Consider the following 22,399-nt stretch of genomic DNA (forward strand, 5'->3'; position numbering starts at 1 on the left):
CAAGAAAGGTGAGGGCCGGGTGCTGTGTCAATAGGGCTATTATCAGGCAGGCGAATAGCCGGTGCGAGTGCAACTGGTCACCTTTTTGCCTTTTTAACCTTGGCGTTCATCTTGAGTTCATCGCTTTCAAATGGTCCGGATTTCCAAACCAGGCTCTCAGCCTGTTAAATTGTCGACTTCGACTCAAGTAGGAACCGAGCATGACCGATATGATTGTTGGTTTGTCAGACTTGCCCGTCATACCGCCCCTGGTAGAAGGGTATGAACTGACGCCAGCCAAAACCTGGGACAGAGAGGTGATAGTCGACTGGGTGCGCGACCATTTTGGCACGCTCTGGTCGAGCGAGGTGGCCAATGGGCTGGGTCACCACCCGTGCCGGGTACTGATTGCCCGGCGCGGCACCGAGATTCTGGGGTTTGCCTGTTTCGATGTGACCTTTCCCGGCTTTTTCGGGCCAACCGGCGTGGCCGAATCGGCCCGCGGCCTGGGGCTGGGCAAGGCCTTGTTGCTCGATGCACTGCATCGGCTGAGGGCTCGGGGGTATGTGTATGCGTTCATTGGTGACCCGGGGCCTATAGAGTTCTATCAGCGCACCGTGGGCGCAGTGGCTTTGCCCGAATCACTGACCAGTGGTTACAGCACCCCGCTCAAGGGCCAGTAACCAGGCCTTGCGGTCCAACCCACCCGCATAACCCGTCAACTGACCGCTTTTCCCGATCACCCTGTGGCAAGGCACCACAATGGAGATCGGGTTGGCCCCATTGGCTGCGCCAACAGCCCGCACCGCGCTCGGGCGCTGGATCACCCGGGCTTGCTCGGCGTAATAGCGTGTCTCGCCATAGGGTATCTGCACCAGGGCCTGCCAGCAGGCTTGCTGGAATTCGGTACCCGATGGGGCCAGCGGCAAATCAAATGCCTGTCGCTGGCCTTCGAAATAATCAGTCAACTGCTGCCGGGCCAAACGAGTTACGTCGTTCTCTGCATGAGCTGAAGCGTTAGCTTCGTCGACAAAATCGATGCGCGTAATCGCCTCGTCATTGGCGAGTATGCGCACCGTGCCGATCGGGGTAGGCAATACACTCTGATAAACCGGTTTCATAGCAGATTCCACATATAAAAGGTCAGATAACTTTGCCAGGGTGAGGCATCGGCGGGTTGCCAGGCACCCTTCGCCTGTCCCAGGGCTTTCTTCACCCCGAGATCAGACCCAAGCCAGACATCGCTGTCGCCCAACCCGCGCATGCGGGCGTAATTCACCGTCCAGGGGCCGATGCCGCTGAGCGCCAGCCAATGCTCCGGGTCTGCGGCCTGGTCGGGCTCGTTGTCGAAGAAGCGGGCGAAATCGATCAGCGTCTGGCGCCGGCGTCCGGGTATTTTCAGGCTGGCCAGATCACTGTTAGCCAGCGCCGCCGGGGTGGGAAACAGGCGATGCTCATCGTCCGCTCCGCTCAACACTTCCCCTTGCTCAGCCACAAGCTGGCGCACCAGGTTGCGCGCTGCCGCCACACTGATTTGCTGCCCGAGAATGGCACGAATACCGGCTTCGAACGCATCCCAGGTACCCGGCAACCGTAAGCCCGGCCGTTCCGGCCCAACTTCTGCCTGAATCGGCGCCAGATGAGCGTCGATGGTGCTGCTGTCGGCATCGAGATCCAGCAGCCGGCGGATGGTCCGCACCACCGGCAGTAAGGGTACGGCTTGACTGAACTGAAGCGAAACATCAAACCCGAATCGCTCAGGCCGGTGCCAGGCCGTAAAGCAGCCGGAAGCACCATTGGCCAGGCGAAAGGTGCGACCGTAGTGGTCATCGCCACACCATTCCAGGGTGTCAATTAACCGGGTCTGCAGGAAATCGCGTAACGCCGCCCAGTCGTAAGGGGGGCGGTAACTCAACAACAACCGGATACCCGGCTCCTGAATTCGTTTGCCCGTTGGACGTCGCAACGAACGCGGCGTCATTTGAAGCACGCTGGCAAAGCAGTCATTGAAACGGCGTACGCTGTTGAACCCGGAGGCCAGTGCCACGTCAGTGATCGGCATATCGGTCTGTTGCAGCAGACTCTTGGCGAACAGCACTTGCTGGTAAAGCCCATATTGTTTCGGGCTGGTGCCGACAGAACGCTGAAACAACTGGCCCAGATAACGACTGGTAATGCCCAGCCGATCCGCAAGGTCAGTGACGCTGCCAGTTATCAGGGTCCCGCCATCAATCAATCGCAGCGCCCGCTCTAGCGTAGTATCTGTACCTTTCCAGGCCGAGGACGCTGGTGCACTGTCTGGCCTGCAACGCAGGCAGGGACGAAAGCCGGCGTTAGCGGCCGCAATGGCCGTTTCAAAATAGCAGACGTTCTGCTCTTTTGGCGCTGGTGCCGGGCATATTGGTCGGCAGTAGATGCCGGTGGTTTTAACCGCCACAAAAAACCGGCCATCGAATCGGTGGTCGCGTGCGAGTCGGGCTTGTTGGTAGTGGCAGTGGGTCACAATATTGTCCTCAGTTCACGAGGATCAGTGTAACCCGAAAAGTATGAAAAACTGGCCGGAAACGGAACTGAATGTGAGTGAGGGGAGAATTGGACTGATTCCGTGTCCGCTTTGCACTGTATGGTGAGAAACTAGGGATAATTGTTTATACGTGAATTTCTAACTCAGTTAACGAACCTCAGGCTTCACTCGTAAACCGCAAGTCCGCCAGTTTTACATGGGTTTTGGGGTAGGCGATGCAGGGGAGAATCCAGCCGTCGGCTTGCAGGCCGGAGTTTAAACCGTAGGGGTGGCGGCCGCGGTAATCGATGGCGCCGGAGGTCAGGCGGCAGCGGCAAATGCCACAGGCTCCATTGTCGCAGGCTTTGCGCAGGGTGATGCCCTGGTTATCGAGGTTTTGATGCAGGGTGAGGTTGGGGTCACCCTGAATATAGCCGACGGGGGCCTGTTGCCATTGTATGGAGACGGTCGTCATTGCTGTCGCTCTGCTCCTTAAGTGGCTTGGTAAAAAAGATGGTTTATGGCTTAACGCCGGGCAGCACTCGCTTCAGGCCTTCGATTTGAATTTCCAGTAGGTGCTCCAGAATATGTGCCTGGGATTCCGGGTTCTGGCTGGAGAATTCCTGGGGCCAGTTGCCGCAATAGGTCACAGCATCGACCACGCCGGTTTTCAGCAGCAGGGTAATACCGTGAACCATCGACCAGGCGCTGAAGCAGGCCACTGATTTTTGATAATCGTTCAGCTCAATACCATCGACTTGTAACATGTCGGCAACGATATCCTGAAGCATTCTCTCGCCACAGGCGGCCGCATGAGCCAGGGCGTCCGTCAGGTACTTCTGTTCTGGCGTCCAGAAGAAAATCAGGTTGAAAATGCCAGGATGCTCGACCGCAAAGGCCATGTAGGCGCGGCCGAGGCAGCGTACCTTGTCTTCCGCCGATGCCTCTTTAAAGGCTTCCAGATGTTCGGCTAAAAACGCATCGAACCGGCGGAAGCCTTCAGTCTTCATTTCAACCATCAGTGCCATCTTGTCGGCAAAATGATTGTAGGCCGCCGTTGGCGTTACCCCGACCTCCTTGGCCAGAGCGCGCAAGCTCAGGTCTTCCAGCTGCCCGGTTTCAAGTGACCGGAAACCGGCATCCATTAATGCGACCCGCAAATTGCCGTGGTGGTAGCTGGATTTCTTTTGACGACTCATGTGGATACTCAAAACCGAAACACCGGCCAGTCTACCAGAATGAAGCCGGTGTTTCGCCCGTTATGAGTCTGCAGCAACACTCTCTAAAACCCATACCGCAGATTGAAGATCGCCGCGTCCTGATTGCGCACGCCGTAGAGGGCCTGGTCTGACCCATCAGCGAGGTAGTCAACCGCGCTCAGGCCGACCGAGAGCGGGTCGCTGACTTGCCAGTCGGCGGCGAGCCGCACAACCTGCCCAGCATCACCGGGCAAATTCACGCCCTGAGCGGTCAGTTCCAACCGGTCATTCCAGGTGGTGTAACGGGCGCGTGCCGATTGCGACAGCCGTATTTCGTCATCGGCGATGTCGTCTGGCGGGTCCAGCAACAGTTGACTGCCGACTTCCAGTGTCAGCGTCAGGTTGCGGAAACCGCTGTAATCGGCCCCGATCATGGCGCGCCATTCATCGGACTCGACCCAGGGTTCCAGCGCATTGTCCGTCGCGTGCTGCACCCCCTGATGCCAGGCTTGCTCGGTTTTCAGCAGCCAGGAACCCCGGGCGAGCTGGGCACTCAGGCCCAGCACCCGGCGTCGTTCCGGCTGAAAGGTGGCGGCTTCGGGAATAGCACCGCTGTAGCTGACGTCGCTCAGTGTGGCTTCGAAGGCATTCACATCGGCTGCCAGCCAGGTCAGGTCGAGCCCGGGCCAGCGCTGTTGCCAGCGCACGGCAACGCCCAGTGGGTTCTCAGCTTCTTTGTCTCTGATTTCAATACCGCTGGCACGCAGGCCAGCGCGTTGATCGAAGTCGTCAAAGGGGGCCGGAGTCAGGTCGGTTTCAGCCCAGCCCAGCACCGCCACATCCAGTTTGCCCGCCCAGTTCAGGCTGAGGGCAGGCACCGGCAGGCGGGTCTGTTCCAGATCCTGCTGGCCAGGCCAGCGCTGGTCGCGCCGGGCCAGCACATCGGTGACGATCAGCGATTCCGCCTGGCCCCAGGCCAGTGTCTGGTACCCGGCCTTCAGCCACCAATTGCCGTCTTGCCAGCCAAGGTAACTATCGGCCCATTGGGCCTGCCAGCGGCGTTCTTCTGCCTGGGCGTCGGTGAAATTGTGGGTCTCCCAGGCATCCGCTTCGCTCACGTCTGGCAATGCATCGTAAGTGAGAGACCCGGCGAGCCGAACGGACCAAGCTTCTTGGCTGGCGCTCATCTGGCCGTAAAGCTGGGTCTCAAGGCGAGTCAGCGCGGCCTTGTCCCGGCTTGGGCCGGGCTCGGGTGCCCGGTAGCCATAGGCGGCTTTTTGTTGAACCCAGCCGAGCCATTGCACCGGGCTTTGTGAGACCGGTTCGGCGGCCGTAGCCTGGGTGTCGAGTGCGCCAAAAAAGTCATCCTCGGCCAGCACCAGGCCCGGCATGACCAGTGCCAAACCTAACGCCGCCTTGGGAAAGGGGAGTGCGGCCATCAGTTCAGCCCCCGTTGCATCGCCTGGGTGGTGAACAGACCAGGATCGGTATGCTCGTTGTATTCAACCCGGTTGATCTGAAACACGCTGCCGTGTTCGCGCTCGCCGTTGCGGGTGGTGATCATCTGAATGCGATGCGCCGTCCAGATACCGTCGACTTCTTCGATTTCCCGGGCGCTGAAATATTTCACCCGGCCACCGCGCTCAACCCAGATCTGCCCCTGAACCTGCATGAAATTATCTTTACGGATCCACAAGTGAGAACGTTCATAGCCTGTCTCGTTGGAGACCTGTTCAGCGAATTCGGGCTTGGGACGTGACTCGATCTTCCAGACCGGGTGGCCGTCGACGCTCTCGTCGTCACTGAGCAGCTCATAGTCGTACCACTCAAGCGTGGTGCCGTTGAGATCCGAATAGCTGAAGTCGCTGCCCATGAAGGAGTTTGAGCGATCACCGGCGGCGACCCGGCGCACCTGTTTCAGCGCTGGCAAATACAGCCAGGCTTCGTCTTCCTGATTGTCATGGTCGTAACTCAGGTACGACGTTCCGGCGACGTCGGTTGGTGCCAGAAAATAGGTGACTGCCCTGGTAACGCCTTCTTCTTCAAGCGAGTACAACCTCAGGTCGCGCACCCGCTCGCGATTGTTGCGATCGATCAGAATCAGGTTGGCGTCCGAGACGGACGAGTCGCCGGTGTAACGGTCATCGACGCGCTCCATGATTTCGCGGGCGCTCAGGGTTTCCGCCTGGGCAACGTTTAGTAAGGCGGCCAGTGACAGCGACGTGATCGTTAGAAATTTATAGACAGACATTACAGTGTTCCTCCGGTGGATGAGGTTGACAGAGAGGCCGTTGGGTTGGGTTCAACGACCTTGCGGCCGTCGATCAGATGCAGCAATGCGGGCAGGAAAATCAGATCACCCAGCAGGGCAAGCGCCATAATGCTGGCCGCAAACAACCCGGTGTAGATGTAGGGAATAAAGGAGCCGAACAGCATCATGCTGAAGCCGAGGACCAGGACGATAGAGGTGAAAATCACCGCTCGGCCGGCCTGGTCGCTGGCAGCGGTAATGGCTTGCGATGCCGTCATGCCACGTGCACGGGCACGCAGATAGCGGTTCATCATGTGAATGGCATCATCGACCGCGATACCCATGGTCATTGCACCGACCACCATAGTGCCGAGGTTCAGTGGAATGCCGAGAATCACCAACAGGGCACCGGTCATCAGGATCGGAACAATGCTCGGTACCAGCGCGATCAGGCCATATTTCAGCGAGCGGAACAGCACCATAAAGCTGACGGCCATGATGCCCAGCGCGACCAGAAACGACTGGAACATGCCCTGGTTAATGTATTCATCCTGAGCGTTATACATCACCATGCTACCGCTTATTTCAGTGGTCAGTGTCGGGTACTCGTCGCGCAGTTCCTGTTTCAAACGGTCGAGAAAGGCGGAGGTGTCACTGGCGGCCATGTTGCGAATCGGCACCGACATGCGCAGCCAGCGCTCGTCGAAATCCTTCGCGTCGGTCAGGTCTTCATCGCTGCCGCTGTTGTCGTACAACAACAGAAACTGAGCCGCCATTTCGCGGGAGTCGGGCAGGCGTGAATAGGCCGGGTCGTCGAAATTCAACGACTGATTTATGCGCTTGTGAAAATCGATCAGGGAGTTGATTTCACCGGTTTCCGGCTGGGTTTCCAGCCAGCTTTGCAGGCGGTCCACTTCGCTCAGAAAGGTCGGGTTGTGAATGCCCCGTACCTCGCCACTGTCGATCATCAAATCAACGTTTTGAATACCGTTGTACTGTTCATCGAAGTAATTCAGGTCTGCCCGGGTTGGGTTGGATTCCTTGAAATAGGTGATGAAATTCGAATCGACCTGAATGCGCGGAATCAGAGCCAAACTGATGGCCAGTAAGGTGGCACCGAGCAGTGTCAGCAGATGACGGTTGCGATACGTAAAGCCGGGCACTGCTGTGGTAATGCGCGCAACCAGACCGGTATCGACACTGTGACGGGTACGGTCGGAAAACCAGGGAATAAAGCTCAGCACGGCCGGCAGCAGGGTCATCGCCAGTAAGAACAACATCATGGCGCCTATGGCACCTAACCAGGCGAATTGCTGAACAGGTACCAATTGGGTAACGCTCAGCGCCATAAAGCCAGCGGCTGTCGTAAAGGCGGTAAAAAACGCAGGCACCCAAAGGTGTTCAATGGTGCGTTGAGCCGCTTCTTTGGGCGACAGACCCTCACCACGAAACCGGTAGAATTCGACCAGAACATGCACAGAAACCCCCACGCCAATGATAATCAGCGCAGGCACCAGGGCCGATTCAACCACCGAGTGCGGCCAGCGCATCAGTCCCTGTATGCCGGTGACCAGCGTAATAGCGCTGCCGATCAAGACCCAGGGCACGAGCGTGCCGGTAACTGAGCGAAAACTAAACGCCAGAATAATAATCATCACCAGCGCCATGGCAGGGTTGATCCAGGCCTGATCGCTTTTCGACAACACTTCGAACTGTTCATTGAACACCGGCTGCCCACTTAACCGAAGCGGATAACCCTGTGTCTCATAGCCTTGTTCGGCGATAAAATCGCGCAGCGAGGCCATCAGCGACATCTTCAGTTCGCTGGTGCCCGATTCATACTGCACCCGAGCCGCAATGCGAGTGTGGCGCAGGTTTTTCGTCAGCAGGCTGCCCAGCGCCATGTCTTCGCCGAGCATGATCTCGCGGCCGTCGGCAATGGCGGTCGGGTTATCAATCTCTTCAAATACGGTATCGGTACTTAACATACCGCCACCCGAGTGGGTGTACTGGTACTTGCTCAGCGACCGCACCTGGGTCACTTCTGGCCGGTCCTCCAGGAACCGGGTCAGCTCATCGATCACACCGAGCGTTTCCGGCGTAAACAGGTCGGCATCACCAGCCGGGGCTTCAATCCCGACTGACAGGTATTCGACATCGCCAAAGCGATATAACAGGTCGTTAAACGTCGCCAGGTTCGGGTCATCTTCAAGGAAGAATCGCTCATTGGAGTTGTCATAGTAGAGGTTGCCCATCGGCACAAAGGCCAGGCCCATAGCCGCAGCCACCAGAGCCAGTACAGCCCAGCGACCGCGCACCACGCATCGTGCCCAACCCCGTATCAATCCGTTCATTGTCATGCTCCTGTGTTGATCACTCATTATGTTTATGGTGTTAAGTTAACGATGCAAACTTATCACTAGAAATATACGGTGTAAATATAACAGTGTAAATATTTGTGCGGAGGCAGTCTGGAGGGTTCAGTGGGAGGAAGGTCAAGAGATGGGGCTAACTATGTGGCTGTTTAAGAGGTTGAACTTAAAGGGCTGGGAGTTGGGGTGTCGGGCAGTGGCACAAGCTGCTAAATATGTGTGCTGCTGGAGTTATCTAGTTGGTTCCAGCTCAACGATAGTTTGTAACGTGGTTAATCAAGAACTTGATATTAAGTATTTCTAACACTGATTAATTAACCGCGGGTGAAATCGGGGGTGGGGGATTGGGTGTTGTCAGTCGGGGATGTCTGAGGCATGGACTAAAACGCCGGGAGCGTTTTAGCACTAGCGCAGCGAGCCCGGAGGGTGAATCCCATGGATGGGATTCATATCCCGAAGTCAAGCGTACATGGAGGTATTCACAGCGACCCCGACTGACAGCACCCGATTCTCCGCCCCTAACCTCGGAGGCAGAGCAACCGGAAGTTAATGCAACCACTTACTCCTTAACGCCACCCTGAGTAAGCCCGGCAATGAACTGCTTGGAGGCCAGCATGAAGGCTATGATGGTGGGGCCCATCATGATCAGGATGCCGGCAAACATCATGTGCCACTGGATTGAGAATTGCTGGTTGAAGCGTTGCAGGCCCAGGGTGAGTGGGTAGTTGGCTTCTGATTGCAAAAAGATCAGCGGCAGAAAGTATTCGTTCCAGGCTTGCACGAAGGTCAGCAGGGCGATGGTGGCGATGGCGGGTCGCATTAGCGGGAAAATAATGCGCCAGTAGAGGGTGAAGGGCAGGGCGCCGTCCATCTTGGCGGCTTCTTCCAATTCGGTCGAAATGCCTTTCATAAAGCTGACCAGAATGAATACCGACACCGGCATCATGCTGGCACTTTGAACCAGGATGACCCCAAGCAGCGAGTCGAGCAATCCGAGCGACCGCACAATGTCGAACAACGGTGCCAGTGCGAGCCGGATAGGGATGATGACGCCGAATAAAAAGCAGATAAAAATAAAGGTACTGCCTTTGAACGGCATCCGCGCTAGCACAAAGGCGGTAGTGCTGGCGCAGAAGGTGACCAGCACGACGCAACTGACCGCGATGATGGTTGAATTGGCAAAGTACTGTGCAAAATTGGCGTTGACCCAGGCCTTGGCAAAGTTGCTCCAGGTCCAGGGGTCTGGCAGGCCGAAGGGTTCGCGAAATACCTGCCCGACGTTGGGCTTCAGTGCGTTGAGTACGGCTGCGCCGAAGGGAATCAGCACCACCGCGACCCAGGCGAGCATGATGAATTGCACCAGCAACTGTTCACGTTTGTTGAGCTTGAATATCTTGTCCATAACGGCCTCAGGTTTTCCGTAGATTGCGCAGCGCGAGGAAGATGGCCGCCGGTAATATCATCAGTGCGGTTAGCAGCCCAATGGCCGCTGCCAGACCGAAATTGGTGTCGGTGGTGTCAGCGCTGCCGCCAAAAGCGGTGCGGAACAAAAAGGTACCCATGATGTCGGTTGAGCGCAGCGGGCCGGCTTCCGGACCCATGATCAGCAGAATGTAATCGGCGTTGTTGAACACATCGACCAGCACGATCACCGTGATCAGAATAAAGGCCGGGCCAAGCACCGGGAACACGACATGACGGATCGATTGCCAGCGACTGGCGCCATCGAGCATTGAGGCTTCGAGCAGATCGGTTCGAACCGCGAGAATGCCTGACAAAATCAGAATGATGGCGAACCCCATGCGGTGCCAGGAGTAAAACAACGCCATGGTAATCAGCGAGGTGTCTTCCGAGCCTAAAAAGGGAATAGGCGCGTCGGCCAGGCCCCATTGGGTAAGTGCCGCGTTTAGTGGGCCGCGCGGGTGTACAAATAAGTCGAGCAAATAAGCAACGGCAGCACCAGCCATCGGGTAGGGTAAAAAGAACAACACCTGATAGGTTTTCCGACCGTAAGTGCGAAAACTCAGCAGTAGCGCCAGTCCAGTACCAATAATCAAAAAGCAGCCAATGATGACCGTAAAAAAGATCACATTTTGAAGCAGTGCGTTGATCATCTGATCGCGGTAATAGGGTTGGGTCAACACTTTTGCAAAGTTGTCGAGGCCAACAAATTCTTTCGGACCAATGCCGGGCCAGTCGACCAGGCTCAGGTAAAACAGCATCAGCAACGGAATAAAATTGAATACACTGTAGAGCAGTACGCCGGGCGTTAGCAGCAGCGTGCGCTGAATTTTTTCAATCGTGCGATAGCTGAGCTTTACACGGCTGGCTTGTTTGTCGTCTGGCATGTCGGCGGTGCTCAGTGGAGCCAAAGGCTCAGCGGGGGCATGTCGTGTCATGATAGTCACATTTGCAGGCGGTAGAGAAGAGGGAGCGGGAGCCTTATCAGAGGCTCCCTATGTAGCACCGGTTTCTATAGCTTCAGTGGCTATGGTCCGCGTCGGCTACCGCTGATGCCTCTGCAGGGTCGGCGTGAATCCTTCCATGGAGCCCAGGCCGCAGCATCCATGCTGCGGACTCCCCTGCAGAGGCACCGCCGGCATCCGCCGCTTATAGGGTGCAAGCCCGGGAACTAGGACCGATACTTCCGTTTACATTGCGCAGTTAGCCGCGCCTATGTAATCCGACTGGTTCAGACCGGACTGGATCTTTTCAGCCAGACCGCGCGGGGTGATCTTGCCCGCCAGTAACTCTTGCAGACCTTCCGAGACCAGTGGGCGATAGCCCGGGTCGACGCTGATCAGTGAGTCGGCAAAGAACGGTTGGGCGACCAGAGAGTTGTTGGCGATCATCTCTGAGGCCATTTGCACGCGCTCATTGTTTACATCAACCGGGTAGTTCGACGCAGGTACGGCTTCGACCAGGTCAGCAAACAACTGTGCGAACATCGGCGAGGCGTAAAATTCCAGCACCTTCTCAACCGCTTCAATGTCATCAGACTGCGGGTTGTAGGCCAGGTGCGCATCGGTAAAGCCATAGACTTTATTCGCCGAGCCCGGAATGGCCATGTAGCCCAGTTGCAGCTCCGGATCTATCTGATACATAGGGGAGGCCGGGGTTGCAGACCAGATGCCATCGATCATCATCGCCGAGGTACCCAGTGCTACGCCGGTACGCATGGCGCCGTAGTCATCCGCCATCGGGTTCGGGTTCAGGTAGCCTTTGTCCTGCCAGGACTTAAAACGCGCCATGGCGTCAACATAAATGTCGTCGGTAAAGCAGGCCGTGCCTTCCACAACACCCTGGGCCCATTCATCGCTGGTTAGGCCCGCCAGCAGTGTTTCGTGCAGTACCTGGTTCAGGTACCAGCCATCTCGACCATCGACGTGAAGAGGTACGATGCCCTGAGCCTTCAGGTCTTCAAACGTGGCTTCGAGTTCTTCCAGGTTGGTCGGTTCCGTGGTCAGTACCGACTTGTTGTACAGAATGGACTCCATCTGCATCACAAAAGGCACGCCATAAACCTGGCCATCGCTGCCGGTCGCGCCCGCCAGGGCAGCCTCGCCAAAGGCCGACATATCGATGCCGAGGTCGCTGACCGGAGCCGCAACACCCGCGTCGATCCAGGGTTGCATCCAGGCAGAGCCGGCTTTGGCGTGGTAAAGGTCTGGCCGGTTGGTCTGCATGTCAATGCGCAGCTTGGATTCAATGTCTTCGGTATAGACGTTCAGGTTGATCTGAACACCCGGGATCAGGTTTTTCTCGTTGATGTAATCAATCAGCGCCTCGTCCTGAATGCGCCAGCTGTACATTTCTACCGTTGTGCTTTCCGCGAAGGCCAGGTGGCTGGTAGCAAGTGTGGCCGCTGCAGTCGCCAGAACCAGGGTCTTTTTGATGAGTTTCATATGAACCTCTTTATTGTTGGCAGATCACAGCCTGTGATCTTTTTTAATGAATGCTTCGATAAGGGCAAGCCCAATATAATACCAATGGTAGTACCAAGCAATAACCAGCCTGATTTTTCTTGTTGCTTTTTTGAGCCTCTCTCAAAATAGTCAAATAAATCAGTTGCTTACCAGCTCGCGGCTTCATCGCGAGCGGCAATACCAAGGTGAGCCAACAGATTCATTGTTACCCGGGCATCCCGTTCGAACTGAGCAAAAGTGCGCTCCGCGCCGGTGCCCCAGGCCACCTCGGCGGTTGCCAGCAGGCGTGGAAACCACATGTACTCGGCGTGGCGTGGGGTTTCGACGATCTCGGTCCATAAACAGGCCTGAACCCCCTTGATCTTTGCCTTAGCGGTGTCAGAGAGGCCAGCCAGTGGATCGAACGCCCAGGCTTTTTCCAGAGTGACGGTACCGGCCCAATAGTAGCCGGGGTCGAGAGGCTGATCCGTCACGGCCAGATCGAAATAACAATGGTGGGCGGGGGTCATTATCACCGGATGCCCGGCCTCGGCGGCGGCCTGGCCTGCCTCAATGCCTTGCCACGACATCACCCAGGTGTCGGTGGAAACGGCCTGGCCGGTACGAATTTCCTCCCAGCCGACAACGGTCTTCCCTCGTGCCTGAACCTCTCGTTCCATCTCTGCCATAAAAGCACCGTGCAAGGTATCGACAGGCTGACCGCTCTGCTCGGACCAGGATTGGGCAGCCGGTGACCCCTGCCAGACGCCGTCAGGTACTTCATCCGACCCGAGATGGAACAAGGGGCCGGGAAAGAACGAGCACCACTCGTCGAGTAGGGTTTTCATCACTTCAGACGTCTTCGGCAAAGCGGGGTTGATCACATTGCGGTGATGGTGCTGAACACTGGTGTAAACAGAGGCATCGTCTGGCTCAACCAGTTCTGGCAAGGCAATCAGCAAGGCCCGGGCGTGGCCGGGGATGTCGAGTTCCGGCACCACGGTGATGCCCAGTTCCCGTGCGAGGCTCACGGTGTCACGAATTTCATCAGGCGTATAAGCCCCGCCATAGGGCTCTGAACCGGAGCCCATTTGCGGACACACAGGCAGGTCGTGCCCCCGCCAGGCCGCAATGCGCGCCAGTTCCGGGTAAGCCTCGCTTGGCACACGCCAGCCGTCGTCATCGGTCAGGTGCCAGTGGAAGTGATTGAATTGCAGCAGGGCGATGATATCCAGCCAACCCTGGATTGTACCGGCCTGGAAGAAGTGCCGTACCACATCCAGATGCACACCGCGGTACGCAAAAGCCGATGTGCCAGCCAGGGTGACGCCCGGTTGCGAGCCGGCCAGTATCCACTGCAGCAGATACTGCATCAGATACGCCTGGCCAGCGTAAAAGCCTGATTCATCTCGATAACTCAATTCAGCGCCCTGATTATCAACTTTCAGTCGAAAGCTTTCGGCAAGGTCGCTGGCGAGTGTGGCGTTAATCGGAAATCCATCATCAGCCAGTGCTGGGGCGGAGGTATTGAGCCGGGCCATGAGCCGCTGATACCAGCCAGTGTTCCAGGCTGGGCCAGAGGGTGTAGCTATAAATCGCAGAGCGATCGGGCAGGGAATCGAAGGCGAGTCAGCGCTTAAATGACTGGGTCTGGGAATAAAACTCAGGGTATCGGGGGGCACCGCAACGGGTTTAATAAAGTGTCGCTCTGCTTCACCTTCGAACCGAACCGGCAGGCGTTTCTCACCCTGAACCAGATAAACACCGTAGGGGCGATCGGTCAGCTTTTTCAGCTCATTCTTACCTGAAAAACTCACGGTCACCGCTTGTTCACCCGTCCAGGGCGCCTCCAGTTCAATGCGATGCCAGTCGCCCTGGGCATCCAGCAACCGGGCGCCTTTTAAACTCGACAGGTCCATAGGGTGCGCGATACTGAAACAGAGTTCGGTTGCGGCAGGCTCTCTGGCAAGCGATTCAGGCAACGTAAGCGTCAAATGGTAGTGGCCATCCCGGGCGGTGATGGCGAGTTCGGCCGTTAATGTCATGTTTGAGTCCTTAGTGTTTTTCTTAAAGGTATTATATTGGTATTGTCATGGCCAGTGAAAGGTCGTATTCTTGCCCGAAATAATTCTGACCCCCATGTTGTCAAAACTTGAGGTCAGGGTAGCAACAACAAGTAACCTGAACGGCAGTTATTCAGGTTTTAAATTCTGAAATTGGCAACCAACCGAGTGCAGGCTGCCGGGTGTACCTAGCCGGGGGAGTCCGCAGCATGGACCAAAACGCCAGGAGCGTTTTGGCATGAGCGGAGCGAGCCCGAAGGGTGAATCCCATGGATGGGATTCATATCCTGCGGCCTAGTCTCCATGGATGGATTCACGACGACCCCGGCTAGGTACACCCGGTAGCCTGCACGGACTAAGCCACAAAAAAAGGAGGCGCCGGAAAATGACAACCGCAACAAGTTCGCCTCTTTTTATGGGGATCGACGGGGGTGGGACTTCCTGCCGGGTTCGGCTGGCAGACGCCGGTGGCCAGGTGCTGGCTGAAGCCAGTGCCGGCAGTGCCAACGTGTATCAGAGCGTTGAGACCAGTTGGGCCTCGGTTGATCAGGCTACGGCCAGTGTATTGCAAGCCAGTGGTCTGCAACCGGCTGACCGGAAAAGATTGGTGGTTGTGGCCGGGTTGGCGGGGTCTGAAATCGAATCTGCTGCGGCCGCGTTTTTGGCACGACCCCATGGCTTTGCCCGGTTCCAGTTATTGAACGACGGCCAGATTGCCTGTGTTGGTGCCCATGACGGTGCTGACGGTGCCTTGCTGGTGGTTGGTACCGGCGTGATTGGCGTGTCGTTCCAGCAAGGGCAGTGGCGTCAGGTCTCTGGCTGGGGCTTTCCGCTGGACGACGGCGGTAGTGGCGCCTGGCTGGGTATGCAAGCTGTGCGGCATGCTCTCTGGCAACGGGACGGCCTGATTGAAGGCACTGACCTGACCCGGGCAGTCTGGGCACTGCACCATGATTCGGCCAGTGGTCTTATTGGTTGGGCCCAAAAGGCCAAGTCCGTCGATTATGGTAAGCTGGCGCCTTTGGTAATGGATTGGTATGACCAGGCCGACCCCATTGCCCGCCAGATCGTCTCTGACCAGCTCGACATTCTGGATCGATTGCTGGACGCCCTGAGCCCGACTCCCCAGCCACTTGTTGTGATGGGTGGCCTGGCCGCCCGGGTCAGCCCTTTGCTGGCAGAGCGACATCGTTTGCAGCTGCGCACCGCGCAGGGCGACGCACTGGACGGGGCACTGCGGTTGGCCCAGACGAGGAGCCCCGACTGATGGCCACAGCACCGCTTAACGATCAGGACCTGATCGATTTTCTGACCCCGAATCCGGATCGCCCCGGGTCACTTTATACGCAACTGTCTCGCTCCCTGAGTCAGGCCATTCACGAAGGCCTGCTCAAAGACGGCGACTATTTATTGCCCCAGCGTGAGCTGGCCGTTGCGCTGGGTGTCTCCCGGGTCACCGTCCGCAAAGCCATTGAAGCACTGGTGAATGAGGGGTTGCTGCGCCAGCGCCAGGGTGCAGGCACGGTAGTGACCTCAGGCGAACGCAAGTCGATTCACAAGAACCTCTCGGTTTTGAACAGCTTTACCGAAGACATGATTACCCGAGGCCTTGAGCCCTCGTCGGAATGGGTGAGCCGGATAACGGTGCAAAGTTCACCACGCGAAGCCATGGCGCTGAATCTGTCGCCCGGAAGCCGGGTTGGTCGTTACACCCGGGTGCGTTTTGCCAGTGAAACCCCCATGGCCTACGAGATTGCCTCGGTGCCCGGCAGCATTATTGCTGACGCTAAGGACGTGAACGTGTCGCTGTATCAGGCGCTCGATGAAGCCAATGCCCGGCCGGTTCGCGCCCTGCAAACCATGACCGCGCACAACGCCGATGCCGAAGTGGCGCGGCATCTGAACATCGCGCCGGGCGACGCGGTGCTGTACATCGAACGCCAGGGCTTCGATGGCAGCAACCGCCCGGTGGAATTTACCCGGTCCTGGTACCGGGGTGACATCTACGATTTCGTGACTGAATTATCGGCGATGCCGGCCTGAGCCTGTTGGCCTGGCCGAACGAGACCGATCAATCAGTCATTAACCCGGGTTTGTACCGGGTTCGGCCAGGAAGGACAGAGTATGCATACGGCATTAATTGCCCCCGCTGTATTTGACGGTTTTGAGCGACTGGGTACCAGTGCGCTTCTGATTGAAGGCGACACCCTGGTGGGTCGGGTTTCGCCAAGCGACATCCCCTCGCATTACGCTGCAGAAACCTTGCAAGGCGGCTTGCTGGCACCGGGTCTGCTGGACCTGCAGGCCAATGGTGGCGGTGGCGCGCTGTTGAACAATGACCCCAGTCTATCGACTCTGAAGACGATGGCCGAAGGTCATGCCCGCAAAGGCGTAGCACGCATTCTTGCGACCGTAATTTCCGATACCCGAATGGTGACCGAGCAAGCGGTAGACGCCGCCATTGCTGCCAGTGCCGATCCGCATTTTGGTATTCTGGGCATTCATGTTGAAGGCCCGTTTTTCAGTAACGAACGCAATGGGGTGCACCATCAGGATCAGTTGCGCAAACTGGAGGCAGCCGACTGGCAGTGGCTGGAGCGGGCGGCGACCATTCCGGGCATCGTTACGCTGGCGCCAGAGCAGGTAGCGGTTGCCGACATTCAGCGTATGGCGTCGCTGGGCTTGCGCGTCAGCGCCGGCCATACCAATGCGGTGTTTGATGAGGTAAACGCAGCCATCCATGCTGGCTTATCCGGTTTTACCCATTTGTTCAATGCCATGCGCCCGCAAACCGGTCGTGAGCCCGGTGTGGTCGGGGCTGCTCTGGCCAGTGATGAAACCTGGTGCGGCGTGATCGCTGATGGCATTCATGTGCACCCGGCCTCTTTGCGATTGGCTTTGAAAGCCAAGCCCAGAGGCAAGGTCTATCTGGTCAGCGATGCGATGGCGACCATTGGCTCTGTGGACAAACAATTCCGACTCTATGGCGAGTGGATTTCCGAAGTCGATGGCCGTCTGGTCAATGCGGCGGGCCGACTCGCCGGCAGTGCCATTTCCCTGGTCGATGCCGTGCGTTATTGCTGCGAGCACTTGCAGGTGCCGGTCGATGAAGCCATTGCCATGGCCAGTCGCTACCCGGCGGAATACCTCGGCATCGATGATCGCTTCGGTAGCTTGCGAGCGGGCCGCATGGCAGATCTAACCTGGTTCGATGACGCCATGAACGTGAAGGGGCTCTGGCGGGCTGGTCTTAGGTTAGTGCCATGAGTTCGAAATTCTGCGGCCGAAATTGGTTCGGTGGTTGCTTTTTGATTTGTGGCGATCCCTGGATAGTCAGTGGTTGAACCGTACGAATTTCTAACCCTTGGTAACCGTTTCACTCATAGCAAACATTTCATTTAATCATCTTCGAGCCGTTGACATGCAAATCGTAATTCTGGACACACCCGAACAAGTCGCCAGCTATGGTGCAGACCGGTTCGCGGATCAGTTAAACAACAAGCCAGACTCTGTTTTGGGCCTGGCTACCGGCTCAACCCCAATTGCGTTGTACAACGCATTGATTACACGGGTGAAGCGCGGCGAATTGAGCTTTGCCAAAGCTCGTACTTTTAATCTGGATGAATATCTGGGGTTGGCTGGTACACACCCGCAAAGCTATCGCTACTTTATGAATGAGCATCTGTTTCGGCATCTGGATATTGATTTGGCCAATACGGCTGTTCCTGATGGCGCTACCGAGGAACCGCTGTCCGCCTGCGATGCGTATGAAGTCGCGATTAAAGCCGCCGGTGGCATCGATTTGCAGTTATTGGGTATCGGTCGCAATGGTCACATTGGTTTTAACGAGCCCAGTTCCAGCCTGGCCTCGCGCACCCGGGTTAAAACGCTGACGCCGGATACGGTGAGGGCCAACCAGCGCTTTTTCGATGACGGTGAGTTTCAGCCGCATCTGTCGATCACCATGGGCATTGGCACCATTATGGAGGCGCGGCAGATTCTGTTGCTGGCGACCGGTGAGGGCAAGGCGGCGGCGGTGAGGGCGACGGTAGAGGGGCCGCTCGCGGCTCGGTGCCCGGCGTCTATTTTGCAAATGCACCCCAAAGCCACGCTGGTGCTGGACAGGGCGGCGGCCAGTCAGTTGGAAGATGTGGCGTTTTACCAGTACATCGAGCAGGAAAATCAGCGCCTGCCCGGCGTTTGAACTCTGTGGTAGGGTAGCGAGTTCACTCCGAGTACAGAGACGCAGTATGGCCATTCTGGTGGATATGACCGGCAGCGAAAGCCGGCTCGATGCGATTAAAACCGATTTCAAGCGACTGGGTATTACCGATCCGGTCTGGTTACCGGGTGAAGACTATGACCCGGCCAGCATTGAGTTGGTGCTTGCCTGGAAGCCGCAAGTCCGTGACTGGTCAGCCTATACAGGGGTCAAACTGGTGCAGAGCTGGGGCGCCGGAGTGGATCACCTGCTGGATGCGGGTTTTCCCGCCGACTGGCCGGTGGCCCGTTTTATGGGCCAGTCTCTGAAAGACCGGATGGTGCGTTATGTCTGTGCTCAGTTGAGCAACTGGCAGCTGGATATGCCGAGACTGGTTCAGGCCCAGAATGAAAAGCGTTGGGACTGGCACGATGGCCGCTGGGGTGAGCAGGTGCTGATTCTTGGTCTCGGTGAATTGGGTCAATCGGTAGCAGAATCACTGGCAGTGCAGGGCTACAAGGTCAGTGGCTGGAGTCAGTCGCCGAAGAAACTGAAGGGGGTGGAATCTCTGACCGGGAAGCCTGGCTTGAATGCTGGTCTGGCCAGGGCGGATTATCTGATCAATCTATTGCCACTGACTTCCGCCACCCGCGGGTTGCTCGGCAGCGAACTGTGGGCACGGTGCGAACGCCAGCCTGTGATCATGAATGTGGGCCGGGGTGCATCGCTGGCTGAAGATGATCTGATACCTGCGCTGGAAGTCGGGCAGCTCAGCGGTGCTATTCTGGATGTGTTCGAGACTGAGCCGCTGCCATCGCAGAGCCCGCTCTGGTCACACCCGAATATCTGGGTCACGCCGCACATTGCCTCGATCAGCGATCCGTCGGATGTGATCCGGCTGTCGATCGATAATCTGCGCCAGGTTAGGGCCGGTGAGCCGCCCCGGTACCCGGTAGATTTGAGCCGGGAGTATTGAGCAGGGGCTTCGACAGGCCTTGAGTGAGCGGCTCTGCAATAAAAAAAACGGGCCGAAGCCCGTTAACGCATCACGCTGAAAGCGATGTCTGAATAGAACAGATTTACTCAGTGATGACGGTGTCGATCACGTGAATGACACCGTTTGAGGTTTCAATGTCGGTGGCGATCACGGTTGCGCCATTCACCATGACTTTGCCGCCCATGACTTCGATCGTCAGGGTTTCACCGGTAATGGTTTCGGCGCTGCTCAGGCCGACGACGTCTTCGGCCATCACTTTACCGGCCACGACGTGCAGGCCCAGAATGGCGCCCAGGGCTTCCGGGTCTTCCAGCAGGCTGTTCAGAGTGGCGCTGGGGATCTTGTCGAAGGCGGCATCATTAGGGGCAAACACGGTGAAAGGTCCGTCGCCCTGCAATGTTTCGACCAGACCAGCAGCCTGAACGGCGGCGACCAGGGTGTTGAAGTCGTCGGATTCGATGGCGGTTTCAACAATGTCTTTGCTGGCCATGTGAGCGCCGGCAAACGCCGTTGCTGCGAAGACTACGGAAGCCAGGCTAATGGTTGCGCGTTTGATCAAGTTCATATCAGTAAAACTCCTGTCGTGCGTTATCGGTTTGCGGGATAAACGGTATCCGGCGATTTCAAAGTTAGGATCTGCACTCGACAGATCGAACTGCACCCTAGATACGCTCCTGGCTAATCAACCGGTTTGTTAAGCAAAACTGGGTGTCTTGCGCAAAATATTCCGTCAAACCAGTTCATATTGACCCTCGTATACGGGCTGGCAGTCCGCCAGATGTCGTTAAAAAGTAAAGAAACCAAGCTATACAGAGCCTTCGATTTCCCGGGTCAATCGCGACAGGAATGAGACGGTTTATGCCGGGAAGGAAGCAATACCCCAGGCCGGGCCCAAACCTGTGAGCACAGTGAGAATGGCGCTTGACTTGGCTTGAATGCGAACGTATGTTTCAAACGATCGTTTGAACACTGAAGTCGGTTCGGTTCCACCCGCTTACGTTATGGTTGAACTGAGCTGGCCTCTTACCGCCTACGGGCCCTGTTGAGGTGAACACAATGCCAGCTTATAAAGCCCCCCTGCGCGATCTGCAGTTCGTCATGCATGAAATGCTTAACGCAGAAGTCCACTATCAGGCCATCGGTGCCGAAGATGCCACCCGCGACATGGTCGATGCCATCATGGGTGAAGCCGCCAAGTTCTGTGAAGAGGTATTGTCACCGTTGAACCAGGTCGGCGATCAGGAAGGCTGCACCTGGAACGACGGCGAAGTGACCACCCCGACCGGTTTTAAAGCGGCCTATCAGCAGTGGGTCGATAACGGCTGGCCGTCACTGGCGCAACCGACCGAATTCGGCGGCCAGGGCCTGCCCGATTCGATCGGCAATGTGGTCTCTGAAATGGTCTCTACCGCTAACTGGGCCTGGGGCATGTACCCGGGTCTGTCGCACGGTGCGATGAACACCATCGAACTGCACGGCACCGATGAGCAGAAAGAAGTCTATCTGTCGAAGCTGGTGTCAGGCGAGTGGACCGGCACCATGTGTCTGACCGAGCCGCATTGCGGGTCTGACCTGGGCACGCTGAAATCCAAGGCCGAAGAAAACGCCGACGGCTCTTACGCCATCAGCGGCACCAAGATCTTCATCTCTTCCGGCGAGCACGATATGGCCGAGAACATTGTCCACATTGTGCTGGCTCGTTTGCCAGATGCACCGGAAGGCACCAAGGGCATTTCATTGTTCATCGTGCCCAAAGTCCTGCCCGATGGCACCCGTAACGATGTTAAATGCGGCTCCATCGAGCACAAGATGGGCATTCACGGCAACGCCACCTGCGTGATGAACTTCGATGGCGCCAAAGGCTTCCTGATCGGCCCGCCGAACCAGGGCCTGAAGTGCATGTTCACCTTTATGAACTTTGCCCGTCTGGGTACGGCGATGCAGGGTGTTGCTTCAGCTGAGCTCTCCTTCCAGGGCGCGCTGACGTATGCTCGCGATCGCCTGGCGATGCGCAGCCTGACTGGCCCGAAAGCACCGGAAAAGCCGGCTGACCCGATCATTGTTCACCCGGATGTGCGTCGCATGTTGCTGACCCAGAAAGCCTTTGCCGAAGGCGGCCGCATGATGATGATGCACGCCAGCCAAATGGTCGATCTGGTCAAATACAGCAAAGACGAGGCTCAGAAGAAAGAAGCCGATGATCTGCTTGGCTTCCTGACGCCGATTGCCAAGGCCTTCCTGACCGAAGTGGGTACCGAAGCCGCCAACCACGGTGTGCAGGTTTACGGTGGTCATGGTTACATTCAAGAGTGGGGCATGGAGCAAATTGTTCGCGATAACCGCATTGCCCAGTTGTATGAAGGCACTACGGGTATTCAGGCACTCGACCTGCTCGGCCGTAAAGTGCTGATGACTCAGGGCGAAGCGCTGAAGAACTTCACCAAGATCGTGCACAAGTTCTGCAAGGCCAATGCTGAAAACGAGGCCATCAAGCCGATGGTGACGCAACTGGCGACGCTGAACAAAGAGTGGGGCGACCTGACCATGCAGATCGGTATGAAAGCCATGCAGAACCGCGAGGAAGTTGGCGGTGCAGCGGTCGATTATCTGATGTACTCAGGCTACGCTGTGCTGGCGTACTACTGGGCACTGATGGCTGAAAAAGCTCAGGCAGCCCTGGCCGCAGGCACCGATGAAGTCGATTTCTACCAGGCCAAGCTGACCACGGCCCAGTTCTACTTCGACCGCATTCTGCCGCGCACCGCCGGACACAAAGGCTGCATGCTGGCCGGTGTCGACAGCACCATGGCACTGGATGAAGCGCACTTCGCGTTTTAATCTTTTCTAGCGGGCTCTGATGAGCCCGTTTTGTTAAGTGGCACCCGGTTGGGTTTGCTGTTGCGCCAGGGGTTCGTATCAGGCACCGGGT

Annotated in this window: 19 protein-coding genes; 7 read left to right on the forward strand and 12 right to left on the reverse strand. The window is 57.1% G+C overall.

Annotated elements, in window-relative coordinates:
* Positions 1-200 precede the first annotated feature (200 nt).
* Positions 201-662, forward strand: a complete 462-nt coding sequence (locus ABJT94_RS17500; RefSeq protein ID WP_348477385.1) for a GNAT family N-acetyltransferase — start codon at positions 201-203, stop codon at positions 660-662.
* Here the strand turns inward: ABJT94_RS17500 and ABJT94_RS17505 are convergent.
* The 11 genes from ABJT94_RS17505 to ABJT94_RS17555 all read right to left on the reverse strand — a co-directional run bounded on the left by ABJT94_RS17505 (position 621) and on the right by ABJT94_RS17555 (position 14,254).
* Positions 621-1,100 carry a methylated-DNA--[protein]-cysteine S-methyltransferase gene (locus ABJT94_RS17505; RefSeq protein WP_348477384.1) on the reverse strand — a complete coding sequence of 160 codons (480 nt, stop codon included), beginning with the start codon at positions 1,098-1,100 and terminating at the stop codon, positions 621-623. The genes ABJT94_RS17500 and ABJT94_RS17505 overlap by 42 nt on opposite strands.
* Entirely contained in the window at positions 1,097-2,482 is a 1,386-nt protein-coding gene (locus ABJT94_RS17510; RefSeq protein WP_348477383.1) for an AlkA N-terminal domain-containing protein, read from the reverse strand. The genes ABJT94_RS17505 and ABJT94_RS17510 overlap by 4 nt, the downstream gene beginning before the upstream one ends.
* A 178-nt stretch (positions 2,483-2,660) precedes the next feature.
* Positions 2,661-2,957: a 2Fe-2S iron-sulfur cluster binding domain-containing protein gene (locus ABJT94_RS17515; protein WP_348477382.1), complete on the reverse strand. Its 297-nt coding sequence runs from the start codon at positions 2,955-2,957 to the stop codon at positions 2,661-2,663.
* Between the two features lie 43 nt (positions 2,958-3,000).
* Complete coding sequence (locus ABJT94_RS17520) at positions 3,001-3,681, reverse strand: TetR/AcrR family transcriptional regulator (RefSeq protein WP_348477380.1); 681 nt, start codon at positions 3,679-3,681, stop codon at positions 3,001-3,003.
* Positions 3,682-3,764: 83 nt separating this feature from the next.
* A complete protein-coding gene (locus ABJT94_RS17525) occupies positions 3,765-5,120 on the reverse strand; it encodes a DUF1302 family protein (protein WP_348477379.1) in 1,356 nt (451 codons plus the stop codon).
* Positions 5,120-5,932: an outer membrane lipoprotein-sorting protein gene (locus ABJT94_RS17530; RefSeq protein ID WP_348477377.1), complete on the reverse strand. Its 813-nt coding sequence runs from the start codon at positions 5,930-5,932 to the stop codon at positions 5,120-5,122. The genes ABJT94_RS17525 and ABJT94_RS17530 overlap by 1 nt, the downstream gene beginning before the upstream one ends.
* Positions 5,932-8,286: an efflux RND transporter permease subunit gene (locus tag ABJT94_RS17535; protein WP_348477376.1), complete on the reverse strand. Its 2,355-nt coding sequence runs from the start codon at positions 8,284-8,286 to the stop codon at positions 5,932-5,934. Before ABJT94_RS17535 ends, ABJT94_RS17530 begins: the two co-directional genes overlap by 1 nt.
* Before the next feature lie 577 nt (positions 8,287-8,863).
* Positions 8,864-9,706 carry a carbohydrate ABC transporter permease gene (locus tag ABJT94_RS17540; RefSeq protein ID WP_348477375.1) on the reverse strand — a complete coding sequence of 281 codons (843 nt, stop codon included), beginning with the start codon at positions 9,704-9,706 and terminating at the stop codon, positions 8,864-8,866.
* 7 nt (positions 9,707-9,713) lie between these two features.
* On the reverse strand, positions 9,714-10,703 hold the full coding sequence (locus ABJT94_RS17545) for a sugar ABC transporter permease (RefSeq protein WP_348477374.1): 990 nt from the start codon (positions 10,701-10,703) through the stop codon (positions 9,714-9,716).
* Positions 10,704-10,955: 252 nt separating this feature from the next.
* Positions 10,956-12,209 carry an extracellular solute-binding protein gene (locus ABJT94_RS17550; RefSeq protein ID WP_348477373.1) on the reverse strand — a complete coding sequence of 418 codons (1,254 nt, stop codon included), beginning with the start codon at positions 12,207-12,209 and terminating at the stop codon, positions 10,956-10,958.
* 167 nt (positions 12,210-12,376) lie between these two features.
* Entirely contained in the window at positions 12,377-14,254 is a 1,878-nt protein-coding gene (locus tag ABJT94_RS17555) for a family 20 glycosylhydrolase (RefSeq protein WP_348477372.1), read from the reverse strand.
* A 403-nt stretch (positions 14,255-14,657) separates the two neighbouring features.
* Between ABJT94_RS17555 and ABJT94_RS17560 the strand changes: the two genes are divergently transcribed.
* The 5 genes from ABJT94_RS17560 (at position 14,658) to ABJT94_RS17580 (ending at position 19,449) form a co-directional block, all read left to right on the forward strand.
* Positions 14,658-15,539: a BadF/BadG/BcrA/BcrD ATPase family protein gene (locus ABJT94_RS17560; protein WP_348477370.1), complete on the forward strand. Its 882-nt coding sequence runs from the start codon at positions 14,658-14,660 to the stop codon at positions 15,537-15,539.
* Positions 15,539-16,315 carry a GntR family transcriptional regulator gene (locus tag ABJT94_RS17565; protein ID WP_127556753.1) on the forward strand — a complete coding sequence of 259 codons (777 nt, stop codon included), beginning with the start codon at positions 15,539-15,541 and terminating at the stop codon, positions 16,313-16,315. Before ABJT94_RS17560 ends, ABJT94_RS17565 begins: the two co-directional genes overlap by 1 nt.
* Positions 16,316-16,396: 81 nt before the next feature.
* Positions 16,397-17,539, forward strand: a complete 1,143-nt coding sequence (gene nagA, locus ABJT94_RS17570) for an N-acetylglucosamine-6-phosphate deacetylase (protein WP_348477368.1) — start codon at positions 16,397-16,399, stop codon at positions 17,537-17,539.
* Positions 17,540-17,693: 154 nt separating this feature from the next.
* On the forward strand, positions 17,694-18,476 hold the full coding sequence (gene nagB / locus ABJT94_RS17575) for a glucosamine-6-phosphate deaminase (protein ID WP_348477367.1): 783 nt from the start codon (positions 17,694-17,696) through the stop codon (positions 18,474-18,476).
* A 46-nt stretch (positions 18,477-18,522) separates the two neighbouring features.
* A complete protein-coding gene (locus ABJT94_RS17580) occupies positions 18,523-19,449 on the forward strand; it encodes a glyoxylate/hydroxypyruvate reductase A (protein ID WP_348477366.1) in 927 nt (308 codons plus the stop codon).
* Positions 19,450-19,552: 103 nt separating this feature from the next.
* On the opposite strand, the gene ABJT94_RS17585 is transcribed toward ABJT94_RS17580, so the two are convergent.
* Positions 19,553-20,035: a fasciclin domain-containing protein gene (locus tag ABJT94_RS17585; protein WP_348477364.1), complete on the reverse strand. Its 483-nt coding sequence runs from the start codon at positions 20,033-20,035 to the stop codon at positions 19,553-19,555.
* Positions 20,036-20,526: 491 nt separating this feature from the next.
* Between ABJT94_RS17585 and ABJT94_RS17590 the strand changes: the two genes are divergently transcribed.
* Complete coding sequence (locus ABJT94_RS17590) at positions 20,527-22,308, forward strand: acyl-CoA dehydrogenase C-terminal domain-containing protein (protein ID WP_348477363.1); 1,782 nt, start codon at positions 20,527-20,529, stop codon at positions 22,306-22,308.
* The last annotated feature ends 91 nt before the right edge of the window (positions 22,309-22,399 follow it).

The sequence above is a fragment of the Saccharospirillum sp. genome (assembly GCF_039982735.1).
Lineage (GTDB): Bacteria > Pseudomonadota > Gammaproteobacteria > Pseudomonadales > Natronospirillaceae > Saccharospirillum.

What these genes read in the sequence shown, in the direction of transcription:
- ABJT94_RS17500 (WP_348477385.1), top strand. Translation starts at nt 201, where the DNA reads ATGACCGATATGATTGTTGGTTTGTCAGACTTGCCCGTCATACCGCCC.
- ABJT94_RS17505 (WP_348477384.1), bottom strand. Translation starts at nt 1,100, where the DNA reads ATGAAACCGGTTTATCAGAGTGTATTGCCTACCCCGATCGGCACGGTG.
- ABJT94_RS17515 (WP_348477382.1), bottom strand. Translation starts at nt 2,957, where the DNA reads ATGACGACCGTCTCCATACAATGGCAACAGGCCCCCGTCGGCTATATT.
- ABJT94_RS17520 (WP_348477380.1), bottom strand. Translation starts at nt 3,681, where the DNA reads ATGAGTCGTCAAAAGAAATCCAGCTACCACCACGGCAATTTGCGGGTC.
- ABJT94_RS17525 (WP_348477379.1), bottom strand. Translation starts at nt 5,120, where the DNA reads ATGGCCGCACTCCCCTTTCCCAAGGCGGCGTTAGGTTTGGCACTGGTC.
- ABJT94_RS17530 (WP_348477377.1), bottom strand. Translation starts at nt 5,932, where the DNA reads ATGTCTGTCTATAAATTTCTAACGATCACGTCGCTGTCACTGGCCGCC.
- ABJT94_RS17535 (WP_348477376.1), bottom strand. Translation starts at nt 8,286, where the DNA reads ATGAACGGATTGATACGGGGTTGGGCACGATGCGTGGTGCGCGGTCGC.
- ABJT94_RS17540 (WP_348477375.1), bottom strand. Translation starts at nt 9,706, where the DNA reads ATGGACAAGATATTCAAGCTCAACAAACGTGAACAGTTGCTGGTGCAA.
- ABJT94_RS17545 (WP_348477374.1), bottom strand. Translation starts at nt 10,703, where the DNA reads ATGACACGACATGCCCCCGCTGAGCCTTTGGCTCCACTGAGCACCGCC.
- ABJT94_RS17550 (WP_348477373.1), bottom strand. Translation starts at nt 12,209, where the DNA reads ATGAAACTCATCAAAAAGACCCTGGTTCTGGCGACTGCAGCGGCCACA.
- ABJT94_RS17555 (WP_348477372.1), bottom strand. Translation starts at nt 14,254, where the DNA reads ATGACATTAACGGCCGAACTCGCCATCACCGCCCGGGATGGCCACTAC.
- ABJT94_RS17560 (WP_348477370.1), top strand. Translation starts at nt 14,658, where the DNA reads ATGACAACCGCAACAAGTTCGCCTCTTTTTATGGGGATCGACGGGGGT.
- ABJT94_RS17565 (WP_127556753.1), top strand. Translation starts at nt 15,539, where the DNA reads ATGGCCACAGCACCGCTTAACGATCAGGACCTGATCGATTTTCTGACC.
- nagA (WP_348477368.1), top strand. Translation starts at nt 16,397, where the DNA reads ATGCATACGGCATTAATTGCCCCCGCTGTATTTGACGGTTTTGAGCGA.
- nagB (WP_348477367.1), top strand. Translation starts at nt 17,694, where the DNA reads ATGCAAATCGTAATTCTGGACACACCCGAACAAGTCGCCAGCTATGGT.
- ABJT94_RS17580 (WP_348477366.1), top strand. Translation starts at nt 18,523, where the DNA reads ATGGCCATTCTGGTGGATATGACCGGCAGCGAAAGCCGGCTCGATGCG.
- ABJT94_RS17585 (WP_348477364.1), bottom strand. Translation starts at nt 20,035, where the DNA reads ATGAACTTGATCAAACGCGCAACCATTAGCCTGGCTTCCGTAGTCTTC.
- ABJT94_RS17590 (WP_348477363.1), top strand. Translation starts at nt 20,527, where the DNA reads ATGCCAGCTTATAAAGCCCCCCTGCGCGATCTGCAGTTCGTCATGCAT.